General features: G+C 46.1%; 1 protein-coding gene. It reads left to right on the forward strand.

From position 1 onward, the window contains the following. Position 1 precedes the first annotated feature (1 nt). Complete coding sequence (locus tag MKX71_RS09220) at positions 2–16,468, forward strand: amino acid adenylation domain-containing protein (RefSeq protein WP_339232037.1); 16,467 nt, start codon at positions 2–4, stop codon at positions 16,466–16,468. Positions 16,469–16,470 lie beyond the last annotated feature (2 nt).

Raw genomic sequence — 16,470 nt, forward strand, 5'->3', positions numbered from 1 at the left:
CATGAAGCGGCAGTTGAAAAGCCCGCTTTCAGAAGGGCAAAAAGGGCTGTGGATGCTTCAAAAAATGTCTCCTGGGATGAGTGCATATAACATTCCTTTATGCTTTCGCTTCAGCAAACCAATACATGCAGAGACGTTCAGGAAAGCCCTTCTGTTTGTACAGAGACAATATCCGGTCTTAGCCAGTGTGATTCAAGAAGAAAATGGCATTCCATTTCAATCGGTTCAGTTATCAAAGGATCTTTATTTTGTGGAAGAGGATATATCAGCAATGAAATCAGCAGATATTTTGCCTTTTCTAAAAGAAAAAGCAAAAGAACCTTTCCAGTTGGAAGCTGGTCCGTTATGGCGCACACACCTTTTTCATCGGTTAGAAGAATGCATTGTTCTTATAACAATTCACCATATCATATTTGATGGTGTGTCGATGCTGACATTGATATCGGCGCTATTCGAAGCGTATCAACAATTGCTGAATGGGATTGAACCCTTGCAGCAGCCATTAACAGCTGATTATTACGATTTTGTCGATTGGGAAAATCGAATGCTGACTGGCAGAGAAGGGGAAGAGCATCTCGCTTACTGGAAAGAACAGTTGTCTGGGAGTCTGCCAGTTCTTGATTTGCCTGCTGACCGTCCGCGGTCTTCAGCACGAAAATTTAAGGGGCAAGCTTATAAAAGCTTGCTCCCTCATCACCTGAGAAATCAAATTAAATCGTTTGCCCGCACCAATCATGTGAATGAATCGGTTGTGTTTCTCTCCATTTACAAAGTACTGCTGCATCATTATACAAAACAAAAGGATATCATTGTTGGCGTTCCGACAATGGGTCGGCAAGAAGACAGATTTGAAACCCTAATCGGTTATTTTATCAATATGATGGCTGTTCGGAGCAAGAATATCGGATCTCAGCCATTAACAGCATTTATTCGGGAACTGCAGCTGACAGTGGCTGACGGCCTGGATCATGCGGCGTTTCCGTTCCCTGCATTGGTAAGAGAGCTGAATGTAGACCGCTCGGCCGCGGATTCTCCGGTTTTTCAAACAGCTTTTCTGTACCAAAACTTTTTTCAGGCAACAGGCTTGCAAAAAGTGCTTGAACCGTATCAAACGCTTGGCATCGAATATATTGAAGACATTCGGCAAGAGGGTGAATTTGAGCTGGCGCTCGAAATATATGAGCAAGAAAATGAAACAGTGCTTCATCTTCTGTACAACCCTGATTTGTACGAACTGTCCTCCATTGAAAGCATGATGGAGAACTATATGAAGCTCGCGCAGCACATGATGGAGGACCCGTCTTTGCCGCTTGAAGCCTACTCTTTGCAATTAAATCAAGAACAAACTAGTTTGCTGGAACAATGGAATGCGACAGGGACAAACATCGCAAATGACAAGTGTATACATGAGGTGTTTGAGGAAAAAGCGAAACAAACCCCCGATGCGGTTGCTGTGATGTTTGAAGACAGATCACTTACATATAAAGAAGTAGATGAAAAAAGCACATCTGTTGCAGTCTACCTTCAACATCAGGGTGTTGGACCTGAACAGCCCGTTGGCATTTGTGCAGAGCGTTCGTTTGATATGATCATCGGAATTTTAGGAATACTGAAAGCTGGCGGAGCGTATGTGCCGTTAGATCCAAGTTTTCCGCAAGAACGATTAGAGTACATGCTCAAAGACAGTCAGGCATCCATTGTCCTCACCCAACCTAACGTTCATGATAGGATCAGCGGATTAACTGGCAGCCATGTAAAAGCGATCAATATCGAGTTAGCTTGCCGAAACGATTATACAGACCAGCAAAGCAGCGGTTTAAAGCGGGAAGTAAAACCGGAACACCTCGCTTATATTATTTATACATCGGGAAGCACTGGAGAGCCTAAAGGGGTTATGGTAGAGCATCGGAGCATTATGAATACCCTGAATTTTCTAGAATCTCACTATCCTGTAACGGCTGAGGATGCATATTTATTGAAGACGAACTATGTGTTTGATGTATCGATCTCAGAATTATTCGGATGGTTTATTGGAGACGGCCGTCTTGTGATTCTTCCGCCTAATGGGGAGAAATCACCGCAGCTTTGCATGGATTATATTGAAACATATAAAGTGACTCACATTAATTTTGTGCCGGCCATGCTGCATGTTTTTTTAGAAATGGCGAAAGACAACAAGCGATTCACAGAGGACGGTCCGCTAAAGTATATGATGGTTGCAGGTGAAGCCTTCCCTAAAGAATTAGTGAAAAAGGCGGTATCACTCTTTACAAACTGCCGTGTTGAAAATATATACGGACCGACGGAAGCCTCCATTTACGCTGCGTATTTCGGATGCGGAAAAGGAGATATTGCAAGTCACCATACACCGATTGGAAAGCCTGTCTCCAACACGAAAATTTACATTGTGGACCAGCATTTGAAGCCTGTCCCGATCGGAAAGCCTGGTGAGCTTTGCATCGCTGGAGCCGGTTTGGCAAGAGGCTACTTTAAAAAGCCGGGGCTTACGGCTGAAAAATTTATTGATAATCCCTTTGAACCAGGGACGAAGCTATATAAATCGGGTGATTCAGCAAGATGGCTTCCTGACGGCAACATAGAATACTTGGGACGGATTGACAGCCAAGTCAAAATACGCGGTTTTCGCGTCGAGCTGGGCGCAATAGAAACAAAGCTGAGTGAATTTCCGGGCATTTTAGATCAAGCGGTAGTGGTGAAGCAGCTGGAGGGCCATCAACAGCTCGCTGCTTATTATACAGAGGAAAGCGGACATGTCTCTGCCAATCCAAAAGATTTGCGCCTTCATCTAAAATCGAGTCTGCCGGAATATATGATACCTTCACACTTTATCCGCTTAGATGAGCTTCCATTATCGCCCAGCGGAAAAGTGAACCGTAAAGAATTAGAAAAACGCGAGATCGTGTTCAACAGAAGGAAACCAAATCACTTGCAATTAACGGAAATAGAGGATCAGGTGCTGCGCATTTGGGAGGAAACGCTCAAGGTCAGCGGATTTGGGCCAGAAGACGGATTTTTCGATGCGGGCGGCGATTCGCTTCTTGCTGTAGCTGTGGCTGAACGAATCAAAAAAGAATTCGATTGTGAGTTTCATGTTACTGAGCTGTTTGAGTATTCCACGATCCGTGCAATCAGTGAATACATTTTGGAGATGAAAAACTCAGATCTAGCCGGGACACAAAATGAAGATGATCATGATGACAAAAAAGATGGAAAATACACGAAACAGAAGATTCCCCCTTATTTTGACGACAGTGTTGCGATTGTGGGGATATCTTGCCAGTTCCCGGGTGCGAAAAATCATCATGACTTCTGGAACCACATCAAAGAAGGCAAAGAAAGCATACAATTCTTTTCTGAAGAAGAGCTTCGCGCAAATGGAGTTCCCGAAGAATTGATACAGCATCCTGACTATGTGCCGGTGCAATCTGTGATCGAAGGAAAAGACTTATTCGATCCCGGTTTCTTTCAAATCTCGCCAAAAGATGCTGAGTATATGGACCCTCAGCTCCGCCTCTTATTGCTGCACTCCTGGAAAGCGATTGAAGATGCAGGATATGTGGCTAAGGAGATTCCGGCAACAAGCGTATATATGTCTGCAAGCAGCAATTCATATAGAACGTTATTGCCGAAGGAGACAACAGAAGGACATGAATCACCGGATGGCTATGTCTCATGGGTTTTAGCCCAAAGCGGAACCATTCCCACAATGATCTCACATAAGCTCGGATTAAAAGGGCCAAGCTATTTTGTTCATTCTAACTGTTCTTCATCACTAGTCGGTTTATATCAGGCATACAAAAGCCTGACATCGGGCGAATCACAATATGCGCTTGTCGGAGGAGCAACATTGCACGCACAATCAGCGATCGGCTACGTGCACCAAAACGGGTTGAATTTTTCAAGCGACGGGCATGTAAAGGCGTTCGATGCTTCGGCGGACGGAATGGCCGGGGGCGAAGGCGTAGCAGTCATCCTGCTGAAAAAAGCTGTGGATGCCGTAAAAGACGGAGACCATATTTATGCGATTATGCGCGGAATAGGCATCAATAATGATGGGGCAGAGAAGGCAGGCTTCTATGCGCCTAGTGTAAAAGGCCAAACAGAAGTGATACAGCATGTATTGGATACAACCAAGATCCATCCTGAAACGGTCAGTTATATTGAAGCGCACGGGACGGGAACGAAATTAGGCGATCCTATTGAAATGTCTGCGCTAAATAAAGTGTACAAGCAATACACAGACAAAACACAATTTTGCGGAATCGGTTCAGTGAAAACGAATATTGGCCATTTGGATACAGCTGCGGGGTTAGCCGGATGCATTAAAGTTGCGATGAGTTTATACCATAATGAACTTGCACCGACCATCAACTGTACGGAGCCGAATCCGGATATAAAGTTTGAAAGCTCTCCTTTTTATGTTGTCCGTGAACGAAAATCGTTAGAGAAACACGCAGGTGTCCATCGGGCGGCTCTGAGCTCATTCGGCCTTGGCGGAACTAACGCCCATGCAATATTTGAGCAATATGAAAACATTTCTGATGCAGGTACCGAAAACGAAGGCAATCAGCCTTACATCATTCCTATATCAGCAAAAAATAGTGAACGGCTCCAAGTATACGCGAAGGAAATGCTGTCCTATATCAGTCAAGACGAGCAAAGGCATTTCTCTTTAAGAGATATTGCATATACCTTCCAAGTCGGCCGTGAAGCAATGGATAACAGGATTGTTTTTATAGTGAACGATCTGGAAGAATGGACACATCAGCTGGAAGCTTTTGTGACTGGAAAGCCGCTCGCAGAAGGCTGTATTCAAGGAGAAAAAACGAGAATGACATCCGCTGAACAGCTGCTTGGAAATGCTGAAGCAGATGATATGGCTTCATCGCGGATATCAAAAGAAGAATTGAGAAAGCTTGCCGAGATGTGGGCAAATGGCTTTCACGTTGAATGGCGCAGGCTCTATCCAAATACAAAGCCACGCCGCATCAGCTTGCCGACATACCCTTTTGCCGAAGAACGATACTGGCCTGAAAGCAGCACCGGCGCCATCACAACAATTGAACCATCTCGTTTGCATCCTTTGGTGCACCATAATACATCGGTTCTGTCAGAGCAGCGTTTCAGCTCCATTTTCACAGGACAAGAGTATTTTATTGCCGAGCATATCATTAAAGGCATGGCGATTTTGCCGGCGGCGGTCACGCTTGAAATGGCAAGAGCCGCTATAGAACAAGGAATTGGCGGATTGGAGGATCATGAAACTGGAATCAGGCTGAAAAATGTCGTGTGGGTTCGCCCGGTTGTAGCAGGAAGTGAGCCGGTTCAGGTAAATATCGGACTTTACGATGAAGATGGCGGACACATTGCTTATCGGATGTATGGTGATCCGGAATCCGCTGATGCAGAACCAGTTGTATATAACCAAGGTATAGCGGAATTGATTCAGTTAAAGCGAGAAAAAGCACTGGATCTTTCTAAGATCAAGAAACAATGTGATCAAAGCAAAATGGATGCTGCCTCGTTTTATGAAGGGATGATCGGCGCCGATTACGGTCCAGGTTACAAGAGTGTAGAGGCCGTATATAAAGGCGACGGCCAGCTGCTTGCAAAATTATCACTGCCGGAATCTGTTGCACATACGTTGGGCGATTATGTTCTTCATCCAAGTGTAATGGACGGGGCGTTACAGGCGGCTGAATATTTGCAAAATGTCGTCAGAGCGGAACTTTCAGACACTGAAGACTTTAAGGCAGCACTGCCATTTGCCCTGGAGGAACTTGAGGTCTTTCGTCAGTGCGTTTCTGACATGTGGGTTTATGTTCAATTCAACTCGAAAAACAAACCAGGAGATTTGATACAGAAAGTCGATATTCACCTATGTGATGAGCATGGCATGATCTGCGTGCGGCTGAAAGGATTTTCGACGAGAGTGATGGAGGCAGATATACAAACCGAACCATCAAAAATCAACGCTGAAACTTTATTGCTTCAGCCCGTTTGGCAAGAACAAAAGGCAGCTGAAGGCGCGGCAGCAAAAAAATATGCAGAGCATCTCGTATTCCTATGTGAATATGATCATGAGACGAGAGAACAAATTGAAGCAGCCATCGAAGATGTCCATGTATACAGCCTGGAAGCAAGGCCTTCTTCAGTAGATGGGCGTTTCCATTCTTATACAGAACAAGTGTTTAAAAAGGTACAAGAGATCATTCGTACGAAACCGAAAGACGGCATTCTCGTTCAGATCGTAACCTCTGCAGAGGGAGACCAGCAATTGTTTTCAGGGTTGACAGGACTGCTGAAAACAGCTTGTCAGGAAAATGCCAAACTAACCGGCCAAATGATTGAAGTCAGCAGTGAAGAAAGTGGAGGAAGCATTGCTGGCAAACTGTTAGAAAATCAAATGAGCGGCGATTCATATGTCAAATATCAAAACGGGACACGGTATATTGCTGATTGGCGTGAAATCAAACAGGCAAAAGGCGACGGCAGCAAACCGTGGAAAGACAATGGCGTTTATCTCATTACAGGAGGTGCCGGCGGACTAGGTCATATTTTTGCAAAGGAAATTGCGGAACAAACGAAAAATGCGACAGTCATTCTGGCAGGCCGCTCACCTCTTAGCGAAAGCAAAAGCAAAAAGCTGAAAGAGCTTCATAGCAAGGGGGCTGACATCACCTACAGGCAAACAGATGTTACCAATAAAATTGAAGTCTATCAGCTCATTGACGACATTCAAAAAAGATATGGCCGTCTGAACGGTATTCTTCATAGTGCCGGAATCATCAAGGACAGCTACCTGGTTAATAAACAGGCAAAAGATCTGCACGATGTACTGGCGCCTAAAGTAAAAGGGCTTGTTTATCTAGACGAAGCGAGCAAGGATTTGCCTTTAGACTTCTTTATTCTCTTTTCATCTCTTTCAGGAAGTTTAGGGAGCATTGGCCAGTCTGACTATGCGACAGCCAATGTATTTATGGATATGTATGCAGGCTATCGAAATAGGCTTGCCGACCTCAGCCAGCGGCATGGGAAGACGCTTTCTGTAAACTGGCCTTTATGGAGAGATGGAGGCATGCAGGTCGATCAAGAAACTGAGAAAAGGCTTGTACAACTTGCCGGTATTGTTCCTATGAGGGCAGAAAAAGGAATTCAGGCATTATATCAAGCACTTCATTCAGAGGCAAACCAAGTAATGGTGATCGAAGGCGATGTGCAGAAAATAAAACAAAACATGCTGGCCAAAAACGCCTCAGCACCTATGGAAAAGAAGGAAGCAGAACACATGACTGAACAAATAAATAGCATTGATACAGACAGTTTGCTGGATAAAGTAAAGGCGATGTTAAAGCGAGAGATCGCCAAGCTGTTAAAGGTCAAGCTTGAAACAATTGATGATCATGCCGAGATGACGGTGTATGGTTTTGATTCTATCTCCATGACTGAATTCACCAACCATATCAATCGCGTCTATCAGTTAGAGCTGACGCCAACCGTATTTTTTGACCACCCGACGATTCATGCGTTTGGCAAGCATTTGTCAGAAGAATATCAATCGGTATTTGCGAAGACATTTGCTGTGCGCGCTGCATCGGCTCAGCTTCAGCCTGCTGCGAAACAGGAACAAGCCGTGCGTGCCAAAGCTAAAAGACGCAGAAAGCAGCAAGTCATGCTGCCAAACGCCATACAGAGTGATGCAGGGCCTGAGCCAATTGCCATTGTGGGCATAAGCGGGATTTTCCCTATGGCGAAAGATGTTGAGGCGTACTGGAACATCTTAAAAGAGGGCAAAGACTGCATGACGGAAATCCCAAAAGATCGCTGGGATTGGCGTGAATATGAAGGTGATCCGGCGAAGGAAGTCAATAAAACGAACGTGAAATGGGGCGGTTTTATTGACGGTATTGCAGATTTTGATCCATTATTCTTTGGCATTTCCCCGCGTGAAGCTGAACAAATGGAACCTCAGCAGCGCTTACTGCTGACTTACGCCTGGAAAGCGATCGAAGATGCAGGATATTCGGCGAAAAGGTTGTCAGGCACAAAGACCGGCGTCTTCATCGGAACGGGAAATACAGGATACAGCTCTCTTCTATTTAAAGCGAATTCGGCAATAGAAGGATCAGCGGCAGCCAATACGAGCCCATCGGTCGGTCCGAACCGGGTCAGTTATTTCCTTAATCTGCATGGGCCGAGCGAACCGATTGATACAGCGTGCTCAAGTTCACTAGTGGCGATCCACCATGCCATCTCTTCAATTGAGGAAGGCACTTGTGACATGGCATTAGCCGGCGGTGTAAATACGATTATCCTTCCTGAGGTGTATATCAGCTTTGATAAGGCGGGAGCACTGAGCAAAGAAGGAAAATGCAAGACGTTTTCAAATCAAGCCGATGGTTTTGCGCATGGGGAAGGTGCCGGCATACTGTTCCTGAAAAAATTAAAAGCGGCTGAAGAAGCGGGAGACCATATTTACGGAGTCATAAAAGGCAGTGCAATCAATCACGGCGGCCGTGCAGCCTCTTTAACGACTCCCAATCCGAAGGCGCAGGCAGATGTTATTCAGTCGGCATATCAAAAAGCGGGAATCGATCCGAAAACCGTGACCTACATTGAAGCCCACGGAACCGGGACGGAGCTTGGAGACCCGGTTGAAATTAACGGTTTGAAATCAGCTTTTAAAGCATTGGGTGTAAATGAAGGAGACACATCAGCCAATCCTTACTGCGGATTAGGGTCTGTAAAGACAAACATCGGCCACTTATCGCTGGCAGCCGGTGCAGCAGGAGTTATTAAAATATTATTGCAGCTTAAGCATAAAACCTTAGTGAAAAGTCTGCATTGCGAAAACGTGAATCCATACATTCAGCTGAAAAACAGTCCGTTCTATATCGTACGGGAAACGGAAGAATGGAAAGCGCTGAAAAATGAACGGGGAGAAGAGCTTCCTCGACGGGCAGGTGTCAGTTCATTTGGAATCGGCGGGGTAAACGCCCACGTGATTATCGAGGAATATATTCCGGAAGCATCCGATGAGAATATACCATCCATCACGCCGGAACATCCGGGTATCTTCGTTTTATCGGCTAAAAATGAAGCGCGGCTAAAAGAACATGCACAGCAGCTGGCAGATGCGCTTGATAAGCAAACATATAGTGACGTAAATCTCGCCCGAATCGCTTATACACTGCAAGCCGGACGGGATGCGATGGAAGAACGTCTCGGGATTATTTCGGGTTCCATTGAGGATGTACAGCAAAAGTTAAAACACTTTGCAGCAGGCAAAAGCGGTGTGGAGGATGTATTTAAAGGCAGGATTGATAAAGGCACACTCCAAATGCTGACAGAGGACGAAGAGATTCAAGAAGCCGTCGAGAAATGGATGGAACGGGGAAAGTATGCAAAATTGCTTGAATTATGGGTAAAGGGGCTTGATGTAGACTGGAGGAAATTGTATGGCGAGAATCTGCCAAAGCGCATCAGCTTGCCGACGTATCCTTTCGCAAAAGACCGTTATTGGATTTCTGATCATATTGAAAAAAGCAGCAGCATTGATGCAAATCAAGCAGCCTCCCGCCTTGGCGGAGCCGTGCTGCATCCATTAATGCATCAAAACACATCGAATCTCTCGGAACAAAGGTTTAGCTCTATTTATACGGGAGAAGAGTTTTTCCTCGCTGATCATGTTGTGAAAGGCCAACGGATTTTGCCGGGAGTGGCTCATCTTGAATTGGCGCGGGCAGCTGTTGAGCAGGCCGCAGAGGTACAAGGTGTACCGCGCACCATGAAGCTAAAGAACGCGGTGTGGGTGCGGCCTATTGTTGTAGAGGATCAGCCGCAACAAGTACACATTAGGCTTTTACCGGGGGAAAATGGTGAGATCTCTTATGAAATCTATGGTCATTCAGACGTTACTGGCGAACAGTCAATCGTCTACAGTCAAGGCAGCGCGGTATTGAATCCTGCTGAAAATCTGCCGGCGGTTGATTTGCAATTTCTGCGGGAGCAGTGTCAGGAAAGCCATTTCAGCGTAAACGAAGTATACGACACCTATCGAATGATTGGATTTGAATATGGTCCTGCTTATCGCGGAGTGAAAAAAATCTATACAGCTGAACAATTTGTTTTGGCAAAATTGTCATTGCATCCGTCAGCTGCAGATACGCTCAGCCAATACAAAATGCACCCTGGGCTGATGGATTCTGCTTTGCAGGCGTCAAGCATTTTGACAGGCGCCGGGGATAACCAGCTGACACTGCCTTTTGCGGTCCAGGAGCTTGAAGTCTTCGGAGCATGTTCGTCAGAAATGTGGGTATACGCAAGATACAGCCAAGGCAGCAAGGCAACTGATAAGGTGCAAAAGCGCGATATTGATATTTTAGATGAGAGCGGCAATGTTTGCGTACGGATGAAAGGATTATCTTTCAGAGCAGCGGAAGGCGGCTCTGGATCGGCGGAATCTGATCAAACGCTGGAAACCCTGATGTTTGAAGAAAAATGGGTGCCTAAGGATTTTAAAAAAGAAAGTCCTGAGCCTCATTACGAACGGCACATTGTCATGCTTTGCGACATGAATGGCCTCTCAAAAGATCGCATTGAATCAAGATTGACAGGAGCGGAATGCATCGTTTTGGAGTCATTCCGCGAAGGACTTGCAGAGAGGTTCCAAGATTATGCCGAACAAGCGCTTGAGACGGTCCAGGGTCTTCTCAAAAGCAGACCTCAGGGCAATGTTCTGATCCAGCTGCTTACCTCTGCACAAAGAAAGCAGTACTCATTCTCAGGGCTATCGGCGCTCCTTAAAACCGCCGGCCTGGAGAATAAAAAACTAATCGGCCAGACGATTGAAATCGATTCACATGAAAATATTGAAAGTGTAATAGAAAAACTGAAAGAGAATAAAAGGCACACAGAAGATCAGCACATCAAATATGAAAAAGGCAAACGGTACATCAATGATCTGGATGAAATGCAAATAGATGATCGGGAAATAAGCATGCCGTGGAGAGATAAAGGTGTTTACCTCATCACGGGCGGCGCAGGAGGACTTGGGTTTATTTTTGCAAAAGAGATTGCTCGCCAAGCCGAACAGCCTGTGCTCATTCTGACAGGCAGATCCGCGTTGAATGCGGATCAGCAGGCGGAGCTTAACGAACTTCAGCAATTAGGGGCTCGCGCAGAATACAGGCAGGTTGACGTGACACAAACGGAAGCAGCCTCCGAGCTTATCACAAGCATTACGTCTGATTACGAAGACTTGAATGGTGTCATTCACAGCGCTGGGCTGATTAAAGATAACTATCTTATGAGCAAAACCAATGAAGAGCTGACACAAGTTCTCGCTCCTAAGGTGAAAGGGCTTGTGAATGTGGATGAGGCAACCGAGCATCTTGCGTTAGATTTCTTTATCCTCTTTTCTTCAATATCAAGTGTTGCCGGCAGCGCGGGACAGGCCGATTATGCAATGGCTAATGCATTTATGGACAGTTATGCTGCTTATCGAAATGCGCTTGTAACCGCCATGTATAGGCACGGACAAACGTTGTCAATCAATTGGCCGCTCTGGAAAGAAGGCGGCATGCGCGCGAATAAAGAAATTGAAAACATGACGTTGAAAAACACAGGTGTGACTCCAATGCGGACCGAGACCGGCATTCAAGCGCTGTATAAAGGTTTGGCATTTGGCAAAGATCAAGTCATCGTCATGGAAGGAATCAAAGACATGATGAGGGAAAAGCTGACTCAAAAGCCGTCTTCTGATGATGTACCAATGAAAACAGTGCAAGTACCGGTGACATCTGAAGCAAGAATGGATCAAGGAAATATGTTCGACCACATTCAAGAAGTTTTAAAGCAAACAATCTCTCAATTGCTCAAAATCAAACCTGAAGAGATTGACCAGGACATGGAGTTTAATCAATATGGATTTGATTCGATTACGTTAACTGAATTCGCAAATACACTGAATGAGAAGTACAAGCTGGATCTTACGCCTACGATCTTCTTTGAGCACGCAACTGTTTATGCATTTGCAGGGTATCTGTCAGAAGAATATCCAAATGCTTTTACAGCTCAAACGCCTGCCAAAGCTGAGGTGCCGATGCAGCCTGTCGAACAGAATATAAAAAATATGAGATTTTCGACTGAAAACCGCTTTGTAAAACCTTCGGTAACACCAATGCAAAAGGAAGCTGATCACAAGCCTGAGCCTATTGCGATTGTTGGGATGAGCGGCGTTTTCCCAAAGGCAAAAGACGTTGAGGAATATTGGAAGAACCTGTCATCGGGCGCAGATTGTATTACAGAGGTTCCAAAAGACCGCTGGGATTGGCAGGAGTATTACGGAGACCCTCTGAAAGAAGCGAATAAAACAAACGTCAAATGGGGCGGTTTTATTGATGAAGTAGCTGACTTTGATCCATTGTTCTTCGGCATATCTCCGCTGGAGGCTGAGCAGATGGAGCCTCAGCAGCGCCTGTTAATGACCTATGCGTGGAAGGCGGTAGAAGAAGCGGGACACTCAGCGAGAAGCCTGGCAGGAACCAAAACGGGCATCTTCATCGGGACAGGAAACACAGGGTATAGTTCACTTCTGTCAAATGTAGACATCGAAGGCTCAGTTGCTGCGAATATGAGTCCTTCTGCAGGACCGAATAGAGTCAGTTATTTCCTGAACATTCATGGGCCGAGTGAACCGATCGACACTGCGTGCTCAAGCTCTTTGGTCGCCATTCATCATGCGGTTTGCGCCATTGAAAATGGAAACTGTGAAATGGCGATTGCGGGAGGGGTCAACACGGTCGTAACTCCGCAAGGCCATATCGCCTATGATAAGGCCGGGGCACTGAGCAAAGAAGGAAGATGCAAAACATTTTCTGACAAAGCCGATGGATTCGCAGTCAGTGAAGGTGCCGGCATTCTCTTTCTGAAAAAGCTGACAGCGGCTGAACGAGACGGTGATCATATTTACGGTGTCATTAAAGGAAGTGCGGTAAACCACGGTGGCCGCGCAAATTCTCTAACGACTCCTAATCCGAAAGCTCAGGCGGATGTCGTAAAAACAGCATATGAAAAAGCGGGAATTGATCCAAGAACCGTAACTTATATTGAAGCGCATGGGACTGGAACCAAGCTGGGCGATCCAGTAGAAATCAACGGCTTAAAAGCGGCATTTAAAGAGCTGTATGAAAAAACGGGGGACCCGGCTGTTCATGGCAGCCATTGCGGACTTGGATCAGCGAAAACAAACATCGGTCACTTATCACTGGCGGCCGGTGTGGCGGGTGTCATTAAAGTGTTATTGCAGCTCAAGCATAAAACGCTTGTCAAAAGTCTGTACAGTGAAACTGTTAATCCATATATCAAACTGGATGACAGCCCGTTTTATATTGTGCAGGAATCGAGAGAGTGGCAGGCGCTTCGGGATGAAGCCGGCCGAGAGCTGCCGCGCCGCGCAGGCATCAGTTCGTTCGGGATAGGCGGCGTCAATGCCCACGTGGTCATTGAGGAATATATTCCGAAAGAAACAACCCATCCTGCAACAGCACCAGCTGTGACAGCACAGCACCCGGGCATCTTTATTTTGTCGGCAAAGGATGAAGATCGTCTGAAAGACCAAGCCCGGCAATTAGCAGACTTTATCAGCAAGCGATCTATCACTGCTCGTGACCTCACTGATATTGCTTATACACTCCAAGAGGGGCGTGATGCAATGGAGGAGAGATTAGGGATTATCGCTGTCTCGACTGGGGACTTGCTGGAAAAACTGAACCTCTTTATAGAAGGGGGCACCAATGCGAAGTACATGTACAGAGGCAGAGCAGAAAAAGGTATCGCACAAACATTGAGATCAGATGACGAAGTACAGAAAACGCTCAACAATAGCTGGGAGCCTCACATATATGAAAGACTTCTTGATTTATGGGTAAAAGGCATGGAAATAGGCTGGAGCAAACTGTATGACGGCAAACAGCCGAAACGCATCAGCCTCCCTACCTATCCATTTGCGAAAGAACGCTACTGGATAACGGATACGAAAGAGGAGGCAGCCGCCCATCAAACAGCTTTAAAAACAGTCGAATCAGCAGCTTTGCATCCATTGATACATGTCAACACATCTGATTTGTCAGAGCAGCGTTTCAGCTCGGCCTTTACAGGTGCTGAGTTCTTTTTCGCCGATCATAAGGTGAAGGGAAAACCGGTTATGCCGGGCGTGGCATATCTTGAGATGGTTCATGCTGCCGTTATAAGAGCAGTGAGAAGAACCGAAGATCAACAATCTGTTATTCACATCAAAAATGTTGTGTGGGTGCAGCCGATTGTGGCGGACGGCCAGCCTGTTCAAGTGGATATCAGTCTAAATCCCCAGCAGGACGGCGAGATTGCTTTTAACGTCTATACAGAGGCTGCACACAATGATCGAAAGATACATTGTCAAGGCAGTGCTTCAATCCGCGGGGCAGGAGACATTCCAGTCCAGGATATCAGCGTGCTTCAAGACCAATGCAGTTTAAGCACACTCTCACACGACCAATGTTATGAATTGTTTAAGGCGATCGGCATTGACTACGGACCTGGTTTTCAAGGGATAGATCGGCTTTACATCGGCCGCAATCAAGCCTTGGCAGAGCTTTCTCTGCCTGCTGGTGTAACTCACACACTGAATGAATTCGTTCTTCATCCAAGTATGGCCGATTCTGCTTTACAAGCGTCGATCGGGCTAAAGCTGAATTCCGGTGACGAGCAGCTTTCTCTGCCTTTTGCACTGCAAGAGCTAGAAATATTCAGCCCGTGTACAAATAAAATGTGGGTGTCTGTGACATCTCGTCCTAATGAGGACAAAATACAGAGACTGGATATTGATTTGTGTGATGAACAAGGCCGAGTGTGTGTAAGAATCAAGGGGATTACCTCAAGGCTGCTGGAAGAAGGCATACAACCGCCAGACGGGCCGACATCACTAGGAAACTCCAAAGCAACTCTTAACGGAGCGCTTCTTATGGCGCCGATATGGGATCGAGTGCAGCTGGAGAAGAGGATCATTTCGCCTGCTGATGAGCGTGTTGTCATCCTCGGAGGGGATGACATCAGCAGAAAAGCTGTTCAAAGGGAGTTTCCGTTTGCCAAGGAGCTGTACATTGAGCCGAACGCATCAATTCATAGAATTACAGGCCAGCTTGAAGCACTCGGATCGTTTGACCACATCGTGTGGATGTCTCCTTCTCGTGTGACAGAGTGCGAAGTCGGCGATGAAATGATTGAAGCCCAAGATCAAGGCGTCATTCAAATGTATAGGCTCATTAAGGCAATGCTTTCTTTAGGCTATGGACAGAAGGAGATAAGCTGGACGGTCGTGACGGTGAACACACAATATGTTGATCAGCATGATATTGTCGACCCGGTCGATGCCGGGGTGCACGGCCTGATTGGTTCAATGACAAAAGAATATCCAAATTGGCAGACAAAGCTGATCGATGTTAAAAAATACGAAGACCTGCCGTTATCTCAACTCCTTTCCTTGCCTGCCGATCAAGAAGGGAATACGTGGGCCTATCGAAACAAGATTTGGCATAAGCTTCGTCTAATTCCAGTACACAACAATCAACCGGTGCACACGAAGTATAAGCACGGAGGTGTTTATGTTGTCATAGGCGGAGCTGGCGGTATTGGTGAGGCGTGGAGTGAATATATGATCAGAACATATCAGGCGCAGATCGTTTGGATTGGCAGAAGGAAAAAGGATGCAGCCATTCAAAGCAAGCTGGACAGACTTGCACGTCTAGGGCCAGCCCCGTATTACATTCAAGCAGATGCGGCTAACCGAGAGGAATTTGAACGCGCGTATGAAACAATGAAACAAACGCATCGTGAAATCAACGGCATCATCCATTCTGCGATTGTCTTACAAGATCAAAGCCTGATGAATATGAGTGAGGAATGTTTCAGAAACGTTCTTGCTGCAAAGGTTGATGTAAGCGTGCGAATGGCCCAAGTTTTCCGGCATGAACCACTGGATTTTGTTTTGTTTTTCTCTTCCGTACAATCGTTTGCAAGAGCTTCCGGACAAAGCAACTACGCTGCGGGCTGCAGTTTTAAGGATGCTTTTGCACAGCGGTTGTCTCACGTATGGCCTTGTACAGTGGCCGTGATGAATTGGAGTTATTGGGGAAGCATTGGTGTTGTTTCATCACCGGATTACCAGAAGAGAATGGCTCAGGCAGGCATAGGCTCTATTGAAGCCCCTGAAGCAATGGAAGCTTTGGAATTGCTGCTTGGGGGACCGCTGAAGCAGCTAGTGATGATGAAAATGGCAAACGAAACGAATGATGAAGCGGAACAGACAGACGAAACGATTGAAGTGTACCCGGAAACTCACGGCTCCGCCATTCAAAAGCTGCGAAGCTATCACCCGGGTGACAGCACAAAGATTCAACAACTGTTATAGGA

The sequence above is a fragment of the Bacillus sp. FSL M8-0071 genome, from assembly GCF_037975455.1.
GTDB lineage: Bacteria > Bacillota > Bacilli > Bacillales > Bacillaceae > Bacillus > Bacillus subtilis.